At 69.3% G+C, this 22,446-nt stretch carries 17 protein-coding genes and 2 pseudogenes; 13 read left to right on the forward strand and 6 right to left on the reverse strand.

Translation table 11 applies throughout. From position 1 onward, the window contains the following. Positions 1 to 15 precede the first annotated feature (15 nt). Positions 16 to 1,098, reverse strand: a complete 1,083-nt coding sequence (locus tag OG858_RS44180; protein ID WP_086747377.1) for an AraC family transcriptional regulator — start codon at positions 1,096 to 1,098, stop codon at positions 16 to 18. Positions 1,099 to 1,475: 377 nt separating this feature from the next. Here OG858_RS44180 and OG858_RS44185 point away from each other — a divergent pair, with 377 nt between their 5' ends. Next, complete coding sequence (locus tag OG858_RS44185; protein WP_086747376.1) at positions 1,476 to 2,747, forward strand: poly(ethylene terephthalate) hydrolase family protein; 1,272 nt, start codon at positions 1,476 to 1,478, stop codon at positions 2,745 to 2,747. Positions 2,748 to 3,000: 253 nt separating this feature from the next. On the opposite strand, the pseudogene OG858_RS44190 reads toward OG858_RS44185, so the two are convergent. Then, positions 3,001 to 3,793, reverse strand: a pseudogene (locus tag OG858_RS44190) (threonine ammonia-lyase); the annotation flags it as partial. Positions 3,794 to 4,133: 340 nt separating this feature from the next. Between OG858_RS44190 and OG858_RS44195 the strand changes: the two are divergent. The 10 genes from OG858_RS44195 (at position 4,134) to OG858_RS44240 (ending at position 13,223) form a co-directional block, all read left to right on the forward strand. Further along, complete coding sequence (locus OG858_RS44195) at positions 4,134 to 4,700, forward strand: hypothetical protein (protein ID WP_319315858.1); 567 nt, start codon at positions 4,134 to 4,136, stop codon at positions 4,698 to 4,700. A gap of 167 nt (positions 4,701 to 4,867) precedes the next feature. Continuing rightward, positions 4,868 to 5,107 carry a hypothetical protein gene (locus tag OG858_RS44200; protein ID WP_319315861.1) on the forward strand — a complete coding sequence of 80 codons (240 nt, stop codon included), beginning with the start codon at positions 4,868 to 4,870 and terminating at the stop codon, positions 5,105 to 5,107. Then, on the forward strand, positions 5,104 to 5,247 hold the full coding sequence (locus tag OG858_RS44205; protein ID WP_319315864.1) for a hypothetical protein: 144 nt from the start codon (positions 5,104 to 5,106) through the stop codon (positions 5,245 to 5,247). The genes OG858_RS44200 and OG858_RS44205 overlap by 4 nt, the downstream gene beginning before the upstream one ends. Positions 5,248 to 5,542: 295 nt before the next feature. After that, complete coding sequence (locus tag OG858_RS44210; protein WP_060904691.1) at positions 5,543 to 5,917, forward strand: roadblock/LC7 domain-containing protein; 375 nt, start codon at positions 5,543 to 5,545, stop codon at positions 5,915 to 5,917. A gap of 195 nt (positions 5,918 to 6,112) precedes the next feature. Continuing rightward, on the forward strand, positions 6,113 to 6,484 hold the full coding sequence (locus OG858_RS44215) for an ArsR/SmtB family transcription factor (protein ID WP_086747373.1): 372 nt from the start codon (positions 6,113 to 6,115) through the stop codon (positions 6,482 to 6,484). 306 nt (positions 6,485 to 6,790) lie between these two features. Next, positions 6,791 to 9,625, forward strand: coding sequence for an FAD-binding and (Fe-S)-binding domain-containing protein (locus OG858_RS44220; RefSeq protein ID WP_328543826.1), 2,835 nt, complete (start codon positions 6,791 to 6,793; stop codon positions 9,623 to 9,625). 755 nt (positions 9,626 to 10,380) lie between these two features. Beyond that, the gene (locus tag OG858_RS44225; protein ID WP_030664939.1) at positions 10,381 to 10,584 is read left to right on the forward strand and encodes a cold-shock protein; all 204 of its coding nucleotides are present in this window, start codon (positions 10,381 to 10,383) and stop codon (positions 10,582 to 10,584) included. Between the two features lie 336 nt (positions 10,585 to 10,920). Next, positions 10,921 to 12,414, forward strand: a complete 1,494-nt coding sequence (locus OG858_RS44230; protein ID WP_319264595.1) for a DEAD/DEAH box helicase — start codon at positions 10,921 to 10,923, stop codon at positions 12,412 to 12,414. A gap of 46 nt (positions 12,415 to 12,460) precedes the next feature. Beyond that, positions 12,461 to 12,865, forward strand: a complete 405-nt coding sequence (locus OG858_RS44235; RefSeq protein ID WP_086747370.1) for a CBS domain-containing protein — start codon at positions 12,461 to 12,463, stop codon at positions 12,863 to 12,865. Positions 12,866 to 12,914: 49 nt separating this feature from the next. Continuing rightward, positions 12,915 to 13,223, forward strand: coding sequence for an SCO5918 family protein (locus OG858_RS44240; RefSeq protein WP_086747369.1), 309 nt, complete (start codon positions 12,915 to 12,917; stop codon positions 13,221 to 13,223). Positions 13,224 to 13,330: 107 nt separating this feature from the next. Here OG858_RS44240 and OG858_RS44245 read toward each other — a convergent pair whose 3' ends face one another. Both OG858_RS44245 and OG858_RS44250 read right to left on the reverse strand, forming a co-directional pair. Then, positions 13,331 to 13,687 carry a hypothetical protein gene (locus OG858_RS44245; RefSeq protein ID WP_086747389.1) on the reverse strand — a complete coding sequence of 119 codons (357 nt, stop codon included), beginning with the start codon at positions 13,685 to 13,687 and terminating at the stop codon, positions 13,331 to 13,333. 626 nt (positions 13,688 to 14,313) lie between these two features. Further along, positions 14,314 to 16,116, reverse strand: a complete 1,803-nt coding sequence (locus tag OG858_RS44250; RefSeq protein WP_319264592.1) for a serine/threonine-protein kinase — start codon at positions 16,114 to 16,116, stop codon at positions 14,314 to 14,316. A 416-nt stretch (positions 16,117 to 16,532) separates the two neighbouring features. Between OG858_RS44250 and OG858_RS44255 the strand changes: the two genes are divergently transcribed. Beyond that, a complete protein-coding gene (locus OG858_RS44255) occupies positions 16,533 to 19,742 on the forward strand; it encodes a glycosyl hydrolase family 95 catalytic domain-containing protein (protein WP_086750852.1) in 3,210 nt (1,069 codons plus the stop codon). 270 nt (positions 19,743 to 20,012) lie between these two features. Continuing rightward, positions 20,013 to 20,206 (forward strand): annotated as a pseudogene (locus OG858_RS48415) (IS5/IS1182 family transposase); the annotation flags it as partial. A 71-nt stretch (positions 20,207 to 20,277) separates the two neighbouring features. Here the strand turns inward: OG858_RS48415 and OG858_RS44260 are convergent. Next, positions 20,278 to 21,036 (reverse strand): DUF5995 family protein, encoded by a 759-nt coding sequence (locus OG858_RS44260; protein ID WP_086750853.1) that lies wholly within the window; start codon positions 21,034 to 21,036, stop codon positions 20,278 to 20,280. 450 nt (positions 21,037 to 21,486) lie between these two features. Beyond that, the gene (locus OG858_RS44265) at positions 21,487 to 22,269 is read right to left on the reverse strand and encodes a sulfite exporter TauE/SafE family protein (protein WP_086750854.1); all 783 of its coding nucleotides are present in this window, start codon (positions 22,267 to 22,269) and stop codon (positions 21,487 to 21,489) included. Positions 22,270 to 22,446 lie beyond the last annotated feature (177 nt).

A 22,446-nucleotide genomic window follows, 5' to 3' on the forward strand; every position in this document is an offset into this window, starting at 1 on the left:
GCCGCAGCCGGCACGTCATTCCGGGTGCACCGGCTCTCGGAGCATCCGCTCCCGCAGCCGGACCGGGGAGGTGCCGTGCCAGCGGCGTACCGCGCGGCGCAACGCCCGATCGTCGGAGAAACCCGCCCGCCGGGCGATGTCGCGCAAGGTCAGTTCCGGGTGGAGCAACAGCTGTTCGACGCGTTCCCGGCGCACTCCCTCCACGAGCGCCTCGTACGTGGTGCCGCAGTCGGCCAGCCGACGGCGCAGCGTCCGCTCGCTCGTCGCGTGCCGTCGCGCCTGCTCGCCGAACGAAGGCACCACCGGGAGGCCCTGCGCGACGGAGACCTCCAGCACCTCCAGCAGGTCCTGCTGGTCACGGCGGGACACCATGTGCGTGTCGAGCATCTCCAGCGTCGACGCGTAGCTCACCGGATCCCGGCCGGGCATCCGGGTGCGGGCCCACGTGGGGTCGATGACCATGCGGTTGGCGGGGGCACCGAAGCGGACCGGACAGCGGAACAGGGCCTCGTACACGTCGAGTCGGCGCGGTGGCGGAAGGACGAACTCCACCGCCCTCGGCATGAAGGCGGGGCCGACGGCCAGCCGGGACAGGGTGACCACCGAGGCGAACGCCTCCTCGATCAGGAAGCAGGCCACGCCCGGGTCCATCGCGGGATCGGGAAGATCGGCGCGCAGCACGAAGGCGTCGTCCTCCTGCCCCACACCGGCCGACCACACCACCATCGCACCGGACAGGTTCTGGTACTTCACCCCTGTCCTGATGGCGTGCTGAAGCGTGTCGTCGGCCATGAGGGCGAAGCCGAGCAGACCCCACGCGGTGAGGTGCTGCGCCGCGCCGACCTTCAGACCCAGGCGCTCGTCCTTGGTGAGCTCCAGCGCACGCCGGATCACGGCGCTGCCCTGCCGGTAGGACACCCGCAGTGCGGCGGAGCGCATGACCGTCTCGTCGAGTCCCATCTGCTTCAGCAAGGGGCGCAGGTCGACGCCGCGCTCGTCGGCGACCGCGACCAGGTAGCGCAGGATGTTCGGCTGGATCGTCGCCGATGTGCTGCGGCTGGTCCCGGGAGAGTCCGCCGGGTCGGGGCCAAGGGACATGGCACTCACCTTCTGCTCGGACGAACACCGTATGCGGCGGTCATCACCGGCCGCATCGTCCGGCCCCCGAAGTCCCCTGTAAGGCCCCTGGTGCCCTGAGTCTGCTTCCGCACGCTCCGCAGGAAGGAGAGCGGTGGGCACCCAGGCAGACCAGGGTGCTCATGAAGGCGGGGCGCGCAGGAGGAGGTCCACCGATCTGCCTGGTTTCCGCACGGTGAGGGGGTTCACCTTCCGGCGTAGTCCGGCAGCGTTCACAGTGCGGTGAGCACCTCGTTGTCCGGTCACCGCGCTCTCACCGCTCCTCCGGAGGTATTCCCATGAGTCCATCCAGTCGTTCGACGAACACGACCGGGCAGTTACGGAGCCGACCCCGTGCCATGACGGCTCTGATCGCCCTGACAACCGTCATCGGCCTGGCGTCGGCCCTGCTGACAGCCGCCCAGCCGGCGGCGGCAGCCGCCGACTTGCTGTCCCAGGGCAGACCCGTGACCGCCTCGTCCACCGAGAACGAGTCCACCCCCGCGTCTGCGGCGGTGGACGGCAACACCGGGACGCGCTGGTCGAGCGCGTTCGGAGATCCGCAGTGGCTGAGCGTGGATCTGGGCGCCACCGCCACCATCAGCCAAGTAGTGCTGCGCTGGGAGACCGCCTACGGGCGCGCGTTCCAGATCCAGACCTCCGACAACGGCACCTCCTGGACCACCATCCACTCGACCACGACCAACACCGGCGGCGTGCAGACCCTCGACGTGGACGGCAACGGCCGGTACGTCCGCGTCCACGGCACCCAGCGAGGCACCGCCTACGGCTACTCGCTGTGGGAGTTCCAGGTGTACGGCTCCGGCGGCGGCGCTCCTTCGGACAACGGGATCCCGGACCCGACGACCGCTTCCCTCGAAGCCGCCAACGGGCCGCTGACCACCGCCGCTTACACCGTTCCCAACCCGACCGGGTACGGCTCCGGCACGGTCACGTACCCCACGGAAAGTGGCTCGTATCCGGGCGTCGTACTGATGCCGGGCTATCAGGGCACACAACAGAACCTGCAATGGCTCGCACCCCGCCTCGCCTCCTGGGGCTTCGTCGTCATCAACGTCGGAACCAACGCACTCACCGACGACCCCGAATCGCGCGGCCGCCAGATCACCGCCGCCGGCACCCAACTGCTCGCGCTCGGCAACGCCACCGGCAACCCGATCTCGGGGAAGGTCAACGGCACGCTGGGCGCGGTCGGTCACTCGATGGGCGGCGGTGGCGTCATGGCGGCACTCCGGGACGACTCGCGCTTCCGGGCGGGCGTGCCCACGGCCCCCTACCTCCCGAACACGAACTTCTCCGCAGTCACCGAGCCCACGTTCTTCCTGACCTGTCGGAGCGACCTCATCGCCCACGGCAACAGCTATGCGGTGCCCTGGTACAACTCCATGTCCCAGGCCGAGAAGCTCTACATCGAGGTTCCCGGAGACCATCTGTGCCCGATGACGGGCTCCGGCAACAAGGCCAAGCAGGGCAAGTGGATCGTGTCGTTCCTCAGCCACTGGCTGCGTGCCGACACCCGCTTCAGCCCGTTCCTGTGCGGTCCCGCGCGTGACGCCGACAAGAACAACACCTCCCTGGTCACGCGCTGGATGGACACCTGTCAGTTCTGACCGGCCCGCTCGGAACGCTCCGCGGCCCGCCGACGCTGCGCTCCGAGCCGGCTCCCCACCCGACATCCCATCCGGGGTGCCTCGGCTGGTGCCCCCGTACCGGCACACCGGTCCGGACGCCGCCTGCAGTGAGGCGAAGCCACGCCTGGATGAGCACCCCGAGAAGGTCGTCGTCACTCCCGACTCCTCCGATGCGGCCGGCGACGGCGCTCGGGGTGCAACTCACCTCTCACCTCTGGAACGGGAGCAATTGTCAAGACCTGGGGATGGGAGCCGCGCCGACCCAGCGGTGGTAGGCGTCCGGGTCGACGTTGCTGCCGCACACGATGGTGACGACATGCCGGCCGGCGAAGCGGTCACGGTCTTCGAGGATCGCCGCGACGCCGAGCGCGGCCGACGGTTCGACGACGAGGCCGGCGTGGGTCGAGGAGCATCCGCATACCGGCGATGATCGACGCCTCCTGGACCAGGACGGCGTCGTCAGCGACCAGGAGGAGGTCGTCCAGGACGGCCGGGATGGGGCACCGGCCGGCGACGCCGTCAGCGATGGTGTCGGTCGAGTCGGTGGTGACGACACGCCGCCTGCGCCACGAGTGTGTCATCGCCGGTGCGCCCAGCGGCTGGACGCAGATCACCTGGACCTCGGGTGCCAATGCCTTCACCACGTGACCCACGCCGGTGGCCAGCGCCCCGCCTCCGAGAGCAACCAGAACGGTGTCGAACGACTGAGCTGTGTCCACCAGTTCCAGGCCGATGGTCGCCGCGCCCTCACAGGTCTCGATGTCCAGGCTGTCTTCGACCAGCCGGATGCCCTCGTACCGTGCGATGGCCGCCGCCCGCTCGCGGGCCATCTCGTGGTCGCCGTCCACCAGCTCCAGCCTGGCCTCCAGCGCGCGGATGCGATCCAGCTTGGCCCGAGTCGCAGAGCGGGATGCCACGACGGTGACGTCGAGCCCCCGGCCGCGACCGGACCAGGCGAGGGCCTGGCCGAGGTTGCCCGCGCTGGCGCACACCACGGTTCGCGGGGCATCGTCGGCGAGCAGGCTCCGGTCGCCGCCCCCGCTGACGGGGTCGCTCCGTACACGGGGTGCGGTGGAGCCGAACCACCTGGTACATGTCCGGCGTGGCCTTGGGGCGGCCGGCTCGCCGGGGGACGCGTAAGCGGGACATGACCTGGGGGAAGACCGGGGCGTCGCCAGTCGCATCGGGCGTGATACGGATTCCCGCAACCTCCGGCGCGGACTCCCCTGTGGATTCCCATGCGAAGTCCCCGTGTAATCCCTGGTGAAGAGGGTTGTCGCGCCTGCTAGTGTTCGGCGTCTTGTCGCACACTTGTGCGCACGCATCGCGCCACTCGTCGTATCAGTCTCGTGGGGGGATCCTGTCATGACCCAGTCAACTCCGCCGCCGTCCGACGGCAACCCGTTCGCCCAGCAGCCCGCCGCCGGCAATCCCTACGCCCAGCAGCCCGCCGACGGCAATCCCTACGCCCAGCAGCCCGGTGCCGCCCTACCTCCCCCGGCCCCGTTCGCGCCCGCGGCCGCGCCGGCCCGTAACAACCTCGCCCTGGGCCTGGTCGCCGCCGTCGTCGTGGCCCTGGTCACCGCTGGTATCTACGGCGGGATCGTCGGCGCGACCAAGTACGAGATCGGCTACGCAGCCGTCGGCGTCGGCTTCCTCATAGGCTTCGCGGCGGGCAAGATCGGTGGCACCAACCCGGTCTTGCCCGTGGTCAGCGCCCTGCTGTCGCTGGGTGCGGTCTACCTCGGCCAGCTCATCGGAATCGCGATGATGTTCGCCGACGAGCTCGGCGTCTCCGCGACCACGATGCTCGTCGAGCACGTCGATGTGCTGACCGAGTATTGGGGCGAGACGGCCGGCGCGATGACCTTCCTGTTTCTCGCCATCGGTGCGTTCGCCGCGTTCTCCGGCGCGAAGAAGGCCGCCCGGTAATAACGCGGGTGCTGTGTGAACACACAACCCGCGCATGAGCATGCGCGGCGCGTGAACGGGCCCGTCCACCTCACGGTGAACGGGCCCATCTGCTGCGGAATTCCTTCCGTCGAGCCGACCGTCAGGACCGGGACAGGACCGCGCGTGCCCTCGAGCCCGTCTGCATCGTGACCGAGGAGGCCGCACGAGACCGGTTCGCCGAGTTCGCTGACGTCCGGGGCAGGAAGTACCTGGTGATCGTGTGGCTCCGGGACAGCGCGCGGGAGGAGTTCGCGCCGCTTCTCTTCGACACGGGCACGGCGCGGTTCCGAGGGGACGCGCGCCGTGGGCAACAAGGGGGCTCGGCCGAGTCGGCGCCGTCGACGGTGTCCGTCGGCAACGCCTGGGACCAGCCGCTCTCCCGGTGAGTGGGCAGTTGGGTGAGACCCTGCGGGCCGCGTTGGACAGCGTGGCCACCCACGAGCCGCAGTGGCTGGCCGGCTCGGTTCCGTCCGACTGGTTCGGCCGGTACGCGATCCGGTTCGAAGACAGCCGTCCGACGGGTTGAGCCTGCTTGCGGCCCTGCACGCACCGAACGTCTCTGTGTCCCCTGTGGCTGCTCGACCGGGTCCAGGCGCTGCGGCGGATGTGGATCCAGCAGCTCACCGAGGCCTGCGAGTCGGGCAGCTCGAACCTGATCCTGTACGTGAGCAGTCACAAGTAATGCATCAGTGCGCCATTTCGAGGCTCCCTCGTTCAGTTCCGAAACAACAGACGTTCCGGTCATGGGTACTTCGTAGGGTCCTCGCACCGGCGGAGAGGGCAGCGCCCGAGCCGCGCAGTGACCCGGAGGAGATGCTGTTATGAGCAATGTGGAGATTTCCCTGAAGGAGATCATGACGTCGATCGAGGGGGCGTTGGGGACTGCGCTGGTCGACTACACCAGCGGCATGGCGCTGGGCACGTTGGGGGGAGGCAAGGACCTCGACCTGACTGTCGCGGCGGCGGGCAACACGGACGTGATCCGCGCCAAGACCCGCACCATGGAACACCTCGGACTCAAGGGGGCGATCGAGGACGTGCTGATCACACTCGGCAGCCAGTACCACATCATCCAGCCGCTCAAGGGCCGTGGCGGCAATGGGCTGTTCCTCTACCTCGTGCTCGACCGGGCGAAATCGAACCTGGCCATGGCCCGTCACCAACTCAAGCGCATCGAGGGTGAACTCGAAGTATAGAAAGCGCCACGGTTCACGGCTTCGCACGCCCATGAGTTGAAGACTTCTGCAACTGGACATATCCAGATCAGGTCAATCCCATGGGTGTGCGAGGCCGGATCCACGAGTATGGGTCCGCACTACCGCCTGCGGTGGCACACACAGGGCCGCCGTGCCCAGAAAGAGCCGTCACGCGCCAGGGAGTGAGCGATTCTCATGCAGGTCCCCCTCTACCAGGCCAAGGCCGAGTTCTTCCGCATGCTCGGGCACCCGGTACGTATCCGGGTCCTCGAACTGCTGCAGGGCGGCCCTCTCGCCGTACGCGACCTGCTCAGCGAGATCGAGATCGAGCCGTCCAGCCTCTCCCAGCAGTTGGGCGTACTGCGCCGGTCGGGGATCGTGGTGTCCATCCGGGAGGGCTCCACCGTCAGCTACGCGCTCGCCGGTGGTGACGTGGCCGAACTGCTACGCGCCGCCCGCCGGATCCTGACCGAACTGCTCGCCGGCCAGAGCGAGCTGCTCGCCGAACTCCAGCAGGCGGAGATGCAGCCGGTCCTCACCCCCGGCGGAGTCGAAACACGCCCCTGACCCCCGGAGGGCTCTGTGGCCGACGTGGAGCAGCCGGACAGCTTGTGGGCATCCGCACGGACGGTCAGCCGGCCGCCGATCGCCGCGTCGAGGGCGTCCAGTCCACGTGCCGCAGTTCCCGGTACACGGTCGCCCGGCTGGGTTCCCGACAGGGCCGGTCCGGATCGGCAGCGGGGCCCCGCAGTGACAACGAGGCCGGCGCCGGGAGCGTGGCTGCCGGGGCCACCGCTGCTCGGCCGCTGACTTCTCCTTCGCCGGCGTGAGTCGCGAGGCCGAAGAACTACCCTGCGTTGGTTAGTCTTGATCATGCCCACTCAAGCACAGTCCGGGACAGGAGAAACCCCGAAGGACTCGTCGACGGCATCCCGTGAGGATCTCGCCGCCGCTCTTCGCGCGGTGGGAGTCGAGTTCGACGACTCGCCGCTGGCACGGGCTCTGTACTCCTCCGACGCGAGCTTGTACCGCGTCGTCCCGTCCACGGTCGTGCAGGCACGCAACGCCGAGGACGTGATCGCGGCCCGCCAGGTGGCGAGTGAGCTGCGGGTTCCGGTCACGATGCGGGGTGCGGGCACCAGCATCTCAGGCAACGCGGTCGGCAGCGGCATCGTCGTCGACACCCGCCGGTTCGACCGGGTACTCGACATCGACCCGGTCGCACGTACGGCCCGGGTGGAACCGGGCGTGGTGCACGCGGACCTGCAGCGCGCGGCAGCGCCGCACGGGCTGCGCTTCGGACCGGACCCGTCCTCACACAGCCGCTGCACGATCGGCGGGATGATCGGGAACAACGCCTGTGGGTCGCGGGCCCTGGGCTACGGGCGGACGGTGGACAACGTCGAGTCGCTGCGCGTGCTGTACGGCAATGGCGAGCTGGCCCTTGAGCAAGGCGGTCGGCCCGGCGGTGCCACCGCCAGGCGTCTGGCGGCCGTCGGGGACGCGAATCTGCTCCATCTGCGTACCGAGTTCGGCCGCTTCGGCCGCCAGGTCAGCGGATACGGCCTGGAACACCTGCTGCCCGAGCGGCGCCGCATCGAACGGTTCCTCGTCGGCAGCGAAGGGTCGCTGGCCACGGTCCTCGAGGCGACCGTTCGGCTGGTCGACGACCGGGTCGAGCGCCGGATGCTGGTGCTCGGGTATCCGACGATGGCCGACGCGGCCGATGCGGTACCGGCGCTGCTGGCCGCCGTACCGGGTCGGCTCATCGCGTGCGAGGGCATGGACGCGCGCATCGTCGATCTGGTGCGCGAGAAGGGTTCGCCGGTTCCCGACCTGCCGAGGGGAAGTGGTTGGCTGTTCGCGGAGGTGGCCGGCGAGGACGCGCTGGATTCGGTGCGGCGGCTAGTCGCCGCCGGCGCCGCACTGGACAGCAGGCTGATCGACGACCCGCGCGAGGCGGCCGCGCTGTGGCGTATCCGTGAGGACGGCGCCGGGCTGGCGGGCAGGTCGCTGGCGACGCCGGCGTACGGGGGATGGGAGGACGCCGCCGTTCCGCCGGAGCACCTCGGTGCGTGGCTGCGTGACTTCGAGGAACTGTTGCGAGCTCACGGCCTTCAGGGCATTCCGTACGGGCACTTCGGCGACGGCTGTATCCACTGCCGCATCGACTTCCCCTTCCAGCCCGGCGAGCCCGCTTCGGCCGGGGTGTTCCGCGACTTCATGACGGCCTGTGCGACACGGCTGCGCGACTACCGCGGCACGCTGTCGGGGGAGCACGGTGACGGCCGGGTCCGCGGCGAGCTGTTGCCACTGATGTACGACGAGGCGTCCCTCACCCTGTTCCAGCAGGTCAAGGCGGTCTGCGACCCCGACGGCATCCTGAACCCGGGCATCATCGCCGACCCGGTTCCGATCACCGACGGCCTGCGCCCGGTGCGTCCTCAGGCGCCGGTGCGTTCCGGTCTGCGGCTGGTGCACGACGACGGAGACCTCGGGGCCGCGGTGCATCGCTGCACCGGCGTGGGGACGTGCGTGGCGCCGAGGACCGCCGGGGTGATGTGCCCCTCCTATCTCGCCACGAGGAACGAGCGGGACTCGACCCGCGGCCGCGCCCGGGTGCTTCAGGAGGCGCTCGACGGTGGACTGCTGCTCGGTGGTCTCCGGGACCCTGCCGTCACGGAGGCACTCGACCTGTGCCTCGCGTGCAAAGGCTGCGCGAGCGACTGCCCCAGCGGCGTCGACATGGCCACGTACAAGTCCGAGGTGCTGCACCAGCGGCACGACGTCGCCGGGGTGAGGCGACCGCGGTCGCACACGTTCCTCGGACAGCTCCCGAAGTGGGCCCGGCTCACCGCGCCGCTGGCGTCGGCGGCCAACGTGCTCCTGCGCGTCAAGCCGCTCGCCGGCCTGGTCAAATGGGTCGCGGGCATCGACCACCGGCGGTCCGTGCCGAAGTTCGCCTCCCCCACCCTCAGGAAGGCGACGTACGCATCTCGCACCGCGGACGCGTCGGCCGACGTGTGGATCTGGGCCGACTCCTTCACCGACCACTTCTTCCCGGAGTCCGGCCTGGCGGCGATCCGGTTCCTGGAGTCGCACGGCCTCGCGGTCCGTGTCATCCGGGAGGACGCCTGTTGCGGCCTGACCTGGATCACGACCGGTCGGCTCGACCAGGCGCGGAGCATCGTGAGCCGGACGGTGCGGACGCTCGCGCCCTACATCCGCACTGGGATTCCGGTGGTGGCGCTGGAGCCGTCCTGTGTCGCGTCGCTGCGCAGCGACGCGAGCGAGCTGTGCGACGCCCAGGAGGCGGACGTGGTGGCCGCGGGGGTACTGACCTTCGCGGAGCTGGTCGAGCGCCTCGACCTGCCCCTGCCGGACCTGACCGGCGTGGAGGTGGTCGCGCAGCCTCACTGCCACCAGAGCGCGGTCATCGGCTGGGACACCGACCAGCGTCTGCTGGAGAGGGCCGGCGCGACCGTCACCAAGGTGCGGGGATGCTGTGGCCTGGCGGGCAACTTCGGTGTGGAGAAGGGGCACTACGAGGTCAGCGTGGCGGTCGCCGAGACGCATCTTCTGCCGGCGGTGCGAGCACACACGGACGCGGTGTTCCTGGCGGACGGTATGTCCTGCCGAGTCCAGCTCGACGACCTGGCCGACGTGTCGACCCAGCACCTGGCCGAACTGTTCGCCTCCCGCGTCTGAGTCCGGGCCGTCCGGCTGCCTGCGTCGACCTGACGAGGCGGCCGTCAGATCCTGCCGAATCCTGCCGAAACGACCGTCGGCGTGGTGAGCTCCGCACGGCCGATGTGGTGAGTTCCGCGCGGCGCGACGGGCGGAGCCGTCGGCGCGTTCAACGTGATCACCTGGAGCACGCCGAGGTGGCCGCCGTCCCCGTGGCCCTGCACCTCGACAACGTCTCCACCGCCTGAATCGTCCCCGCCGAATGCCCCGCCCGGCGCGGTGGGCGCACGCCCAGGGGGGTGTGGGCAGAGGTGGAACTCCGCGAGACGGGCGGTCAGGTGTCGCCCCCCGACCACTGACGCAGGGTATCGGGCGGTCGGCGGGGGAGCGGTCGTATCCGTGGGATCCGGCTCCCCAGGACGTCCCCAGGAAGTCGGTACGAGCTGCTGGCAGTTCCCCGATCTTCCTGACGACGTTGCACTCCGAGTGGATCAATATCTGTACTCGTGAGGTGAGAGTTTGACGGACCCTGTGGTGAGAGTTTTTGCCGCGATGAGCAAAGTGGAATTATGTAACGTGCGCAGCCCCTTGCAGCGTGCTACTCTGATGTCAGTTGCAGTTGTGGTTCCCAAAACTTCAAGTGCCCCACACGGCTCCAGCCGGTGGGAGCGCTTTTGTATTTCCGGCCATTTCCGGACGGGGTAATCATCGCGGCGACACGGAATCTGCGCAGTGTGGATTTCGATGTACTGCCCCCCCCTCAAAGGAGATATGGCATGGCTGCTGGCACCGTTAAGTGGTTCAACGCGGAAAAGGGCTTCGGCTTCATCGAGCAGGACGGCGGCGGCCCCGACGTGTTCGCCCACTACTCGAACATCGCCGCCCAGGGCTTCCGTGAGCTGCTCGAGGGCCAGAAGGTGAACTTCGACATCGCGCAGGGCCAGAAGGGCCCGACGGCCGAGAACATCGTTCCGGCCTGACGCGCACGTTGTAGCTGGGGCCCGCATCCTAGGGGTGCGGGCCCCAGCTACAAGCATTTCCCGCAGCGGTGTCACCGGCGGGACGACGCGGAGGAATCCGCATTCTTACCACACGCGGCCCCTCCTTCAGGATGCCACGCGGATCCTGAAGGGCTACGCCGCAGTCGGCGCCCGAGTTACACCTCCAGCGCCTCACTCATTTCAGCACCTGCGCCAGCGCGGATTCCCGTCCGGCCGGATGTGCTTTATTTCGCTATCGGTCCATACTTGTAATTCTCCATGCCGCTCATCGCTGCGGGAATTCCTTGATATGTGCCACATCGAGGAAGGTTCCGCATGAACCGCACACGAACGAACAACCGCTCCGCCCGCACCCGCAATGGCAGTGCCGACGCCACCAAGGGCGGCAGCCGTTTCAGCTCGCAGGCACCGCGCCGTTCCGGCGCGCCTGCCCGTTCCGGCGGTTACGGCCGCCGACCCGCCGCGGTGCAGGGTGAGTTCGCTCTCCCCGAAACGATCACCCCGGCGCTGCCTTCCGTCGAGAACTTCGCCGAGCTCGCCATGCCCGAGCAGCTTCTGGCCGAACTCGGCAAGCAGGGGGTGACCGCGCCGTTCCCGATCCAGGGCGCGACGCTGCCGAACTCTCTGGCGGGCCGTGACGTTCTGGGGCGCGGACGGACCGGTTCCGGCAAGACCCTCGCCTTCGGCCTCGCCCTGCTGGCCCGCACCGCCGGACAGCGGGCCGAGCCCCGCCAGCCGCTGGGGTTGATCCTCGTACCGACGCGGGAGCTGGCCCAGCAGGTGACCGACGCGCTCACTCCGTACGCCCGCTCCCTCAGGCTGCGGATGGCCACGGTGGTGGGCGGAATGTCGATCGGCAAGCAGGCCGGCGCGCTGCGCGGCGGGGCAGAGGTCGTCGTCGCGACCCCGGGCCGGCTGAAGGACCTCATCGATCGTGGCGACTGCCGACTGAACCAAGTCGGCATCACGGTGCTGGACGAGGCCGACCAGATGGCTGACATGGGGTTCATGCCGCAGGTCACCGCGCTGCTCGACCAGGTGCGTCCGGAGGGGCAGCGGATGCTGTTCTCCGCCACCCTGGACCGTAACGTCGACCTGCTGGTGCGCCGCTATCTGACCGACCCCGTCGTGCACTCGGTCGACCCGTCGGCCGGTGCAGTCACGACGATGGAACACCACGTCCTGCACGTCCACGGTGCCGACAAGCACGCCGCCACCGTGGAGATCGCCGCCCGCGACGGCCGCGTGATCATGTTCCTGGACACCAAGCACGCCGTCGACCGGCTGACCCAGGACCTGCTCAACAGCGGGGTACGGGCCGCCGCGCTGCACGGCGGCAAGTCGCAGCCGCAGCGCACCCGCACACTTGCGCAGTTCAAGACCGGGCACGTCAGCGTGCTGGTCGCGACCAATGTCGCGGCGCGCGGCATCCACGTCGACAACCTCGACCTCGTCGTCAACGTCGACCCGCCGACCGACCACAAGGACTATCTCCACCGCGGTGGCCGTACGGCCCGTGCCGGAGAGTCCGGCAGCGTGGTCACCCTGGTCACACCGAACCAGCGTCGCGGCATGGTCCGCCTCATGGCGGACGCCGGAATCCGGCCGCAGACCACCCAGGTCCGTTCGGGCGACGAGGCCCTGAGCCAGATCACCGGCGCCCAGGCCCCGTCCGGCATCCCGGTCGTCATCACCGCACCGGTGGTCGAACGCCCCAAGCGCAGCACCTCCTCCCGAGGCCGCCGCCGCCCCGCTTCGGCGACCCGGCGCGCGCCCGTACGCCAGTCCGGCTACGACGCGGCGGCCTAGAACCTTCGTGATCAGGAAGCTGACCCATCTCTGCAGGAGGCACCTTTTGACGTTGGTTCAGATGCAGCCCCGCCCGGCGGGCGCCAACCCCGTGCACAGGACGGCGGTAGAGGTCATGGACGCGGCCGGACCGCAGGTCTGTGACGACATGAGCGTCGAGGTGGCCCTGGCCGTCATGACCGCCGCACGCACGGGCCGACTGGTCGTCTGCGACCAGGACGACCAGTACATCGGCGTGGTCACCCAGGGCGAACTCACCGCCGTCCGTGAAAGCTCGGCGTACACGGATCGCGTCCGCCTGCGCGACATCCTCGACGACCACGGATCGTTCACCTCGCCCGTGAGCACGAGGGGCGAAGTCGAGTACGCGAAGCGCCACCTCCGGCTCGGTGTCCTGCCGGTCGTCGACATGCAAGGCGGCGCCCTCGGCGTCGTCGGCCTCGCCCACTGAACCGCATCATCCTTGGTCGGACCCTCCCCTCTATCCCTTGTGAGGCCTCATGCGCTGCGTCATCGCCCGCTTCCCCTTCGAGCTCACCAAGAGCGGTGTGCTGGAGTCGATGAAGGGCATCAAGCCCGAACCGGGCTCCGGCGAGACCGTGACCATCGGCCGCCGGCACTACCCCGTCAAGCAGGTCGGCGAGGTCATCACCCGTCAGGACCGCCGTGACTTCACGGCCGGCGAAGTCCTGCGGGCCATGACTCAGCTGGGCTTCACCTGCCGCCCCCTCCCCGAGGCCGCGCCCGTAAGCCTCCTCAGCCCGCTCCAGAAAGCCTCCGCGATGCTCGGCACCTCTGTGTCCGTCTGACCGAGGAAACAGGCACGAACCGACCCCTCAGCAGCAGTGTGGGCCCGACCGGTATTACACCGGTCGGGCCCACGCTGTGTGCAATGGATTCCCGCAGCAGCGGTTGCTCAGTGGTCGGAGTAGCTGAAGTCGCCCATGGTCCAGGCGCTGACGTCCTCGATCGCGACCCGGTACATCCCGCCCGTCTCGGGGATGCCCACCGTGCCCTGCAGGATCCGGGCGACGTGGAAGTGCAGATGCGTAGGTGGCTCGTTCTTCGTGGGGGTATCGAAGACGGCGGAGAACTCGCTCAAGCGGTCCGAATCCATGAGCACATCCGACACCCTCTGCCTCCACACTGCTTCGGGAGCCAGCCGACCGGTGATGACAGCACCACCGGTGACCACGGTCAGGGACATCTGATTGCTCTGCCCGGACTCGACCAGGGCGGCGACGTCAACGAGCAGCTCGTCAGGCTTCGACATGAGCCAGATTATATTCGCCAACCGCCTCGCTGCTTCGGCGGTCGCGCTATTGAGCAAGGAGGTCACTCACGGTCCTGCCGCCGGAGGCCTGCGGTGACGCGGGCGAGGCGCTCGACCATGAGCCGGCCGACACCTCCGGTGCCGCCGTTCAGGTCAGGGGTGCGCGGTCGATTCCCGTGTGCAGCGGCCGCCGTGGCACAGAGGCCCTGTAGTCGGCGGCCGCCCGTCTCGGACCGGCGGCGCATGGGGCGTGACCACTGGCCCGGACCGACACGACTGCCACACTGCGCGGTCCGAGCCGCTGGGCGGTGGCCGTCGCCCGCGCCGCCGTCGTGGCGGTGGCCGCCTGGCGTACCGCGGCCCCTGCCACGGAATCCGAGCCGCAGCCGGACTCGGGGACCACGATCAACGATGTACGACAGGACCCGGAGTAGGTCCGGGACCACTGGACGTCCGAGCGGATGAAGGAAGTGGACAACGCGCCCATGCCGAAGCCCGCCTGAGGGCGGGCGAGTCCGCCGCAAGACGGCACCCATGGACGTGGGGCGGAGAGTCCAACCGCACCCCGGGGTGCCGGGGTGGTACCTGAGCCGGAGTCCCTTGGGGTGACACCGGGTTGTGAGGGGTCAGTCCTCCGCGGGCATCACGCGGGTCACCTTGCCGTCGGTGTCGGCCTCCAGGTATCCGGACCGGTTGTACTCGTCGCTCAGGTAGACGGCGATTCCGGCTGGGGTGCCGAAGATGTCGTTGGGCTGTCTCACCAGCAGGTATCGGTTCTCAGGATCGGTGACGTTGAGCTTCTTCGCCGCCTCCTTGAGGAGTGCGGGAACCTTGTCCCAGTTGAAGTCGTCGAGGCTGACGGGCTGTTCGCCGCCGGCGAGGGTGCCCTTGATGATGCCCTTCTCCACCCCCTGCCCCGGACGGTAGGTGTAGGTGTCGTACCTTGTGTCACTGCCCTCGACCATGAGCTGGGCCGACACGTAGTCCGGGTAGACCGAGAAGTCACCGAACATGTCTCGGTCCGTCTCCTTCTCGAACGCCTTGATCGCGGTGCGGATGCCGTCCGGAGTCAGCATGCCGCCGGTCTCCGCATCCTTCGGCTGCTGGGTAGCCGGGGTGGCGTCGGCCGGTGAGACAGTCGACTTCGGGGCCGAGGCGGTGGCCGAGGCGCCCGCGTCCGAGGCACCTGTGTCCAAGTCGCGGGTGTCGTCTCCCAACGGCAGCAGCCACCAGAGCAGGATCAGGGCACCGGCGAGCGAGGCTCCCGTCACGCTCATCAGGACGCCGAGGCGCGGTGCGCGTCGGCGTACCGGCCCTACGGGGGCGGTCACCGGCTGATACGGAGCCCGCATCGGCGGTGCCTGGAACGGCGGCGGGCCGAATCCGGCGGTGGTGGCACGCGCCGGGTCGGGAGCGTCTTTGCCGACCCCGATGGAAGGGGGCGGCGAGGGGGTGACGCCGGACGGGGCGAACGCGGTCGGCGACGTGAAGCCGCCCGAGTGCGGCGGGGCCGGGTGGGCGGAGGGTGACGGCGGAACCAGCGGATACGAGGTGGGCGCGTCCCACACCGCCGGAGCGGCCGGCCCCGACTCGATCTCGGCCAGCCGCAGGTCCAGTACGGCTGCCGACGGCCGCGCTGACGGGTCTCGCACGAGCACGCTCATCAGCACGTCGCCCAGGGCACCGGCGCGAACCGGCGGTTGGACGTCGTCGTTGAGGACCGCGGCGAGGGTGGCCAGGGTGGTGCCGCGGCGCAGCGGGTGGTGGCCCTCCACGGCGGTGTACATCATCATCGCCAGCGACCACAGGTCGGAGGCGGATCCGCCCTCGTGCCCCGATATGCGCTCCGGGGCCATGAAGTCGGGCGTACCGATGACGGAGCCGGTGGCGGTGAGGCCGGTCGTCTCCCGGATCGCGGCGATACCGAAGTCGGTGAGGACGGGACGACCGTCGGGGCGCAGCAGCACGTTGGCAGGCTTGACGTCCCGGTGCTGGATACCGGCGTCGTGTGCGGCGGTCAGTGCGCCCAGCACCTGCCGACCGATCCGCGCCGCCTCGGCCGGCGGCATCGGGCCCTGGGCCAGCCGGTCGGCCAGCGAGCCACCACTGACCAGTTCCATCACGATCCACGGGTAGGTGCCGTCGCCGCCGTCGACTATGTGGTGGATGGTGACGACGTTCGGATGGTCGATGCGGGCCAGGGCCCTGGCCTCGCGCAGCACCCGCTCACGCAGCGTCCGTGCGCCCTCGGGGTCGTACTCGGCGAGGTCCCGGTCGGGCGGACGGACCTCCTTGACGGCCACAAGCCTGTGCAGTGCCAGGTCCCTGGCCCGCCAGACCGTCCCCATCCCGCCACCGCCGAGACGGGTCTCCAACTCGAAGCGCCCGTCGACGACTCGTCTTCCGGGTCCTCTGTCGTCCTCGTTCATGGGCGGGAGCATAGTTGGCGTCACCGACAGCCTTCGCCGCCCCGTGGACCGGCCGGGGCGGCCGCCCCTGGCTTCGGGCGGAGCGCAGGTCGGTTCAGCGCACAGGGCACGAGGCGGCCCGCCGTCGATCTCGCCTCGGCGACTCGGTGCAGGCGATCCAACCCGCCAGGAGGGGCACCGACTTGACGCAGGGCCTGGTCGAGGGGGCGGAGGGCCGTGCCAACCGGCACGCGGGCTGCGCGACGGGGCCGTCGGGCCTCGCGCCCGCTCGGTGATCGGTGTCAGGCCACTCGATGGCACCCACCTCTAGACATCCGATCTATGTACCGGCGACGATGATCGAGCTTATGGCAGGTGTCGGGCGTGACAATCAGTTCTCTATGAAAGAGCCGATGTATGAGCCAGGAAACCTTACTGTGATCAATGAATCCGAACCGCAGCGGCGGAGCATGCTCAAGTTCGGCGGTGCCCTCGCCTTCGCACCTTTGATCACTCAGTTGACCGGAGGCACACCCGTGGGGCAAGCCGTCGCCGCAGGGACCGACGCGTCGGCAGCCCTCCAGCGGCCGACTCTTTCGCGCAAGACGCTGAAGTACCGCGTTCCCGCCGCGGACTGGCAGTCGCAGGCCCTGCCGATCGGCAACGGCCGACTCGGTGCGATGCTCTTCGCCGATCCCGACGAGGAGCGCATCCAGTTCAACGAACAGAGTCTGTGGGGAGGGATCAACAACTACGACAACGCTCTCGCCGGCAAGCCGGACAGCGAGTTCGACACCGGCATGACCGGCTTCGGTTCGTACCGGAACTTCGGTGACGTCGTTGTCACCTTCGCTTCCCGTTCGACTCCGAAGATCACGGCCCCGGGGGGACCGTACAGCAGCTCATCGTCGGAGGGAGTCGACAGGACGTACGACGGTGATGCGAGCACCAAGTGGTGCATCGAAGGGCCCGGTTCGAAGGTGCGGTGGCAGGTCGAGCTCCCCGAACCCGTCGCGGTCGCGTCCTACCGTCTGACGAGTGCCAACGACGTTCCGCAGCGCGACCCGCAGGAGTGGACCTTCTCGGGTTCCGCCGACGGCACCACCTGGACCACGCTGGACAGCCGCACTCTGGATGCGCCCTTCGAGAGCCGCTTCCAGACGAAGGAATTCACCACTGACGACACCGCGGCCTACCGCTTCTACCGGTTCGACTTCGTCCCCAGGGCGGGCGTCAGCCACTTCCAGGTGAGCGAGGTCGGCCTGTCCGGCGTCGACCTCGGTGGGGGCGGTTCGATGTACCTGTCGTCGCCGAGCGGGCACTCAAAGGGGTCCGGTGCCAGGGCCGGGTCCCGGGCCACGGACATCTCGAGTTCGGCGGACCGTGATCCGGCCACGGTCTGGCGGGTCGACGCCGACGCACCGGCGGTCGTCTGGCAGGCAGATCTGCCCCGCGCGGTCGCCGTCACCTCGTACGCGCTGACGGCGGCCCCGGACCGTCCGCTTGACGATCCTCGGCGATGGGTACTCGAGGCGTCGCAGGACGGGCGCGCTTGGACGACCCTCGACACGCAGAACCCCGGAGCGCCCTTCGCCGACCGCGGCAAGACCCGCACCTTCCGGATCACCAACACGACGGCCTACCGCGTCTACCGGCTCACCCTGACTCCCGGCGCGTCCTCCGACGGCTTCCAGATCGCGGAGATCGCGCTGGAAGGCGCGGGCTTCGACACGCGCACACAGCGGACGGTCGTCGACTACCAGCGCAGCCTCGACTTCGTGCAAGGCGTCCACGTCACCCGCTTCGGCGCGCCGGGACGGCGCGTCCTGCGCGAGGCCTTCGCCAGCCGGTCCGCGGACGTCATGGTCTTCCGGTACACCTCGGACGGCGCCCGGAAACTCTCCGGAGCGATATCGCTGACGTCCGCACAGGACAACGCCCCGACGACCGTCGACGCCCGAGCCGGACAGATCGCCTTCAGCGGTGTCATGGGCAACGGCCTCAAGCACACGTGCACCGTCCGGGCCGTGCACACCGACGGCGAACTCCGCGCAGACGGATCGACGCTTCGGTTCAGCGACTGCACGACCCTCACGCTGCTCCTCGACGCCCGTACCGACTACAGGCTCGACGCCGTCGCCGGGTGGCGCGGAGCCGATCCGGAGCCGATCGTCGCGAAGACGCTCGACAAGGCGGCCCGGCGGCCCTACGACAAGCTGCGCGCCCAGCACACCGCCGAGACGCGGGAGCTCATGAACCGTGTCTCGGTCGCCTGGGGCACCTCCGACTCCGACGTCGTCGCTCTGCCGACCGACGTCCGGCTGGCGCGTTACGCGGCCGGTGGGGCCGACCCAACCCTCGAACAGTCGATGTTCGACTACGGCCGCTACCTGCTGATCAGTTCCTCCCGCCCCAACGGCCTGCCCGCCAACCTCCAGGGCTTGTGGAACGACAGCAACCAGCCTGCGTGGGCCTCCGACTACCACACCAACATCAACATCCAGATGAACTACTGGGGCGCCGAGACGACGAACCTGTCGGAGTGCCATGAGGCACTGGTCGGGTTCATCGAGCAGGTGGCGGTGCCCAGCCGCGTGGCCACCCGCAACGCCTTCGGCAAGGACACGCGAGGCTGGACCGCCCGCACCAGCCAGAGCGTCTTCGGCGGCAACGCGTGGGAGTGGAACACCGTCGCGAGCGCCTGGTACGCACAACACCTTTACGAACACTGGGCGTTCACCCAGGACCCGGACTTCCTCCGCACTCTCGCCTACCCGATGATCAAGGAGATCTGCGAGTTCTGGGAGGACCATCTCAAGGAGCGCGAGGACGGACTTCTCGTCGCGCCGGACGGCTGGTCCCCCGAGCACGGGCCGCGCGAGGACGGCGTCATGTACGACCAGCAGATCATCTGGGACCTGTTCCAGAACTACCTCGACTGTGAAGCGGCACTCGAGGCGGACCCCGCCTACCGGACCAAGGTCGCGGACATGCAGGCACGCCTGGCACCGAACAAGATCGGTAAGTGGGGCCAACTGCAGGAGTGGCAGGAGGACATCGACAGCCCCACCGACATCCACCGCCACACCTCGCACCTTTTCGCGGTCTATCCGGGCCGCCAGATCACCCCGAGGACAAGCGACTTCGCGGCTGCCGCCCTCGTCTCGCTCAAGGCTCGGTGCGGCGAGAAGGAAGGTGTCCCGTTCACGGCCGCGACGGTGTCCGGTGACAGCCGCCGCTCCTGGACCTGGCCCTGGCGGGCAGCGCTCTTCGCCCGCCTCGGTGATGGGCAACGCGCCCAGATCATGCTCCGTGGACTGCTGACCTACAACACGCTGCCCAACCTGTTCTGCGACCACCCGCCCTTCCAGATGGACGGCAACTTCGGCATCTCGGGCGCGGTGGCGGAGATGCTCCTGCAGAGCCACGCGGGAGTCATCCACCTCCTGCCCGCCCTCCCGGACGACTGGAAGGCCAAGGGCTCCTTCACCGGCCTGCGCGCCCGCGGCGGCTACGAGGTCAGCTGCGAGTGGCGGAACGGCAGGGTCACGTCGTACGACATCGTGGCCGACCGGGCGCGGAGCCAGAAGAAGGTGACTGTGCGGGTGAACGGCACCGACAGGAAGGTGAAGCCGACCAAGCCCTGACGGCGTCACCGCCTCGGCGTCGTAGCAGCAGGCAGCCACCACCGCCGCAGCAGCCGGGCCGACGACCGCCCACCGCCTGGTACGCGGCGGCAGGGGTCGTCGGTCCGACCGGTTCCGGCATCACATCCCGGCCGTAGGTACAGACAGGTACAGACAGATACAGACAGATACAGAAACGTACGGGGAGGGGAGAACCGGCCTGCGGGGCATGGGATTCAGCGGGTTTGGTGGCAGGTCCTACGTGATGCTGCCCAGCGACCCACTGCCGGGTTTCCGATCTGGTCGCGGGCGGCGCCTGGGGCCGACCGTACGACGCGGACCTGTACCGACTCGACGACGCCGGTCTCCCTGATGTCCGCCTGTGTCGTGCTCGACTTCGCCCATGTGCGCGCCGAAGCATGGGCGGACACACAGGTCCGAGCCCCGTGACCGGGGCGAGCCCGGGCTTCAGGGTGCACGTCCTGGTCCTTCGGGAGGTTCGGAACGGCGCCATGTCGATCTGCCGGGTCCCACCTCGTCTCTTGCCGGGCTGAGGTCACCCGACTGCGTTGTCCAGATGAGTGATGACGGCCGACACGTCATCACTCTCGGTGCTCCGGATCAGCTGCAGGGCAGGCCGGACGAGGCCGGCCGGCCGCGCTATCAACCGCGCGAGCACGGCGGCCCGGATGTCGAGCCGCTCGATGGTGGCCTCACGCTCCTCTTCGTTCTGGCCGGCGAGCAGGACGGCGTTGTGCCACGCCTCCTTGCGGGACTGACGGACACTGAAGTCGAGGATCTGCTCGTCGGTGCGGGCTCCGACCCGATCCAGCAGCGACATGAGCGGCGACAGGGCGCCGACCGAGTCCTGCACCGCCAGGGCCACCCGCGCAAGGATGTCGTTGATCAGCAGGAAGTCGCGCCGCAGCGCGTGGATGGCCTCGCCTGGGCCGGTTCGCGCGGCGGCGACGGCCAGGTCGAGATTGATGTGCGCGTTCACGCCGAGCAGCAGGTGCTGGACGATGACGGTGTCGGCGTCGTCCAGCAGCCCGAATGTCTCGCGCCAACAACGCGGCCCGCTCCGGTCACGGCGCCAGGCGTCGTACGCGTCGAAGTAGCGGTTGCCGAAGAATGTGTCGAAACGGTCCATTCGGGCGCCGTCGTCGAACAGCCCACTGTGAATGCCCGCTCGGACCTCAACGGTCACCTGTCGGTACAGTGCCGCGAAAAACCCGACCCGGTCACCGGCGCGGCCGGCCTCCCGCACGACCCCGGCAAGCCCGTCCACGACATCGTCGATGTTCTCTGCCGCCATGCCCAACTCCCCATCTGTGTGCCTTCGTTCGGCCCGCGCTCTGATGCCTGGCGCAGTGCCGATCAGGGCCCCGTTCTACCACCGCACACCGGGTAGGGGCCCCGTCCTGCACGCAGGGAACGGGACTGCGCGGCACGCCCGGCGGCGGTCAGGTCGAGGGTGCGGTGGTGGGCCCGTCGATAGAAGAGGCGAAGAAGAGGCCCGGCAAGGCGCGGCGGTCGCGAACGTCGGCTGCCGGGATGTCGCAGCGCTCGGTGGACAGGCGGGCGGCAGCCATCTCTCGGACTCGGCCGTGGCACGGGCCTTGACCGCCTCGGTCACCAGCGCTTCGCAACCCGCTTTGCCGTCCGACTTCGACAGCGGTTGGCGAGGCGTCAGGCCGTCGGCACCGTGGCGGCAGTTCACTGTTCGCGACAGCGCGCTCGACGCTCGGGGACGGGCCACGCGCGGTCAGCGCAAGACCTGGACCGCGTACAACGCGCCGACGCCCGAGGCGAGGGTGCCGAGCAGGAGCCGAAGCCAGGTCTCGGGCAGTAGCGGCTGGAGACGGGCGCCGACGTAGCCGCCAACCAGGCCCCCGGCCCCGCAGGACAGGCCCAGCATCCAGTCGGGAGCGATGTCGCCTGTGGCGGCCAGGGAGAGCAACGCGTACGTGAGCGCCCCGACGACGGACGTCACGAACGTGGAGGCCAGAGCGGCGGGTGCGACGGTGGCCACCGGTGCTCCGCGGCCGACGAGGACCGGGCCGAGCAGGGAGCCGCCCCCGATCCCGTAGATGCCCCCGGCGACGCCGACGGCCAGGGCCAGCGACATCGTCGCGCGGGGCGACGGCCGGCGGTCGGCGCGGGCTGGTGTCGGGCGCAAGGTCCGCAGCCACAGCCACAGGCCGAGCGGCAGCAGCAGCGCGGCGATGAGCAGGCGGAAGACCCGCGGACCCGGAACGGCGAAGACACGGATCACTGCTCCGATGACGACGCCGGGAACCGTACCCGCGATGAGCAGGCGGGTCAGCGGGCCGCCCAGGCGCCCGGCCCGCCAGTAACGCAGAAGTGCACCGGGGCCGGCCACGACGTTGTACAGGAGATTCGTCGGGGTCACCGCAGGGCTCGGCACGCCCAGGACGCTGACCTGCACAGGCAGGAGGAAGACCGCTCCGGAGACGCCCACGGGCGAGGTGGCCACCGATATCAGGAGCCCCGCGACGAACCCGAGCAACCCCGTCGACCACGCCACCACAGCCCCCTTGACAGTTGACCACCCCGATAGACGCTCCGGAGCCGGCTTCCGGATCGGGTGCCTCCCGTTCGGGTGAACATCGCCCCCGGCCCGATCCAACCGCCTCGTTGGACAACGGACAACCGCTGTCCAACGTGCGGAAAGGGAACGGGTATCGGTGTGAGGACGGTGAAG

The organism is Streptomyces europaeiscabiei (assembly GCF_036346855.1).
GTDB classification, from domain to species: domain Bacteria; phylum Actinomycetota; class Actinomycetes; order Streptomycetales; family Streptomycetaceae; genus Streptomyces; species Streptomyces europaeiscabiei.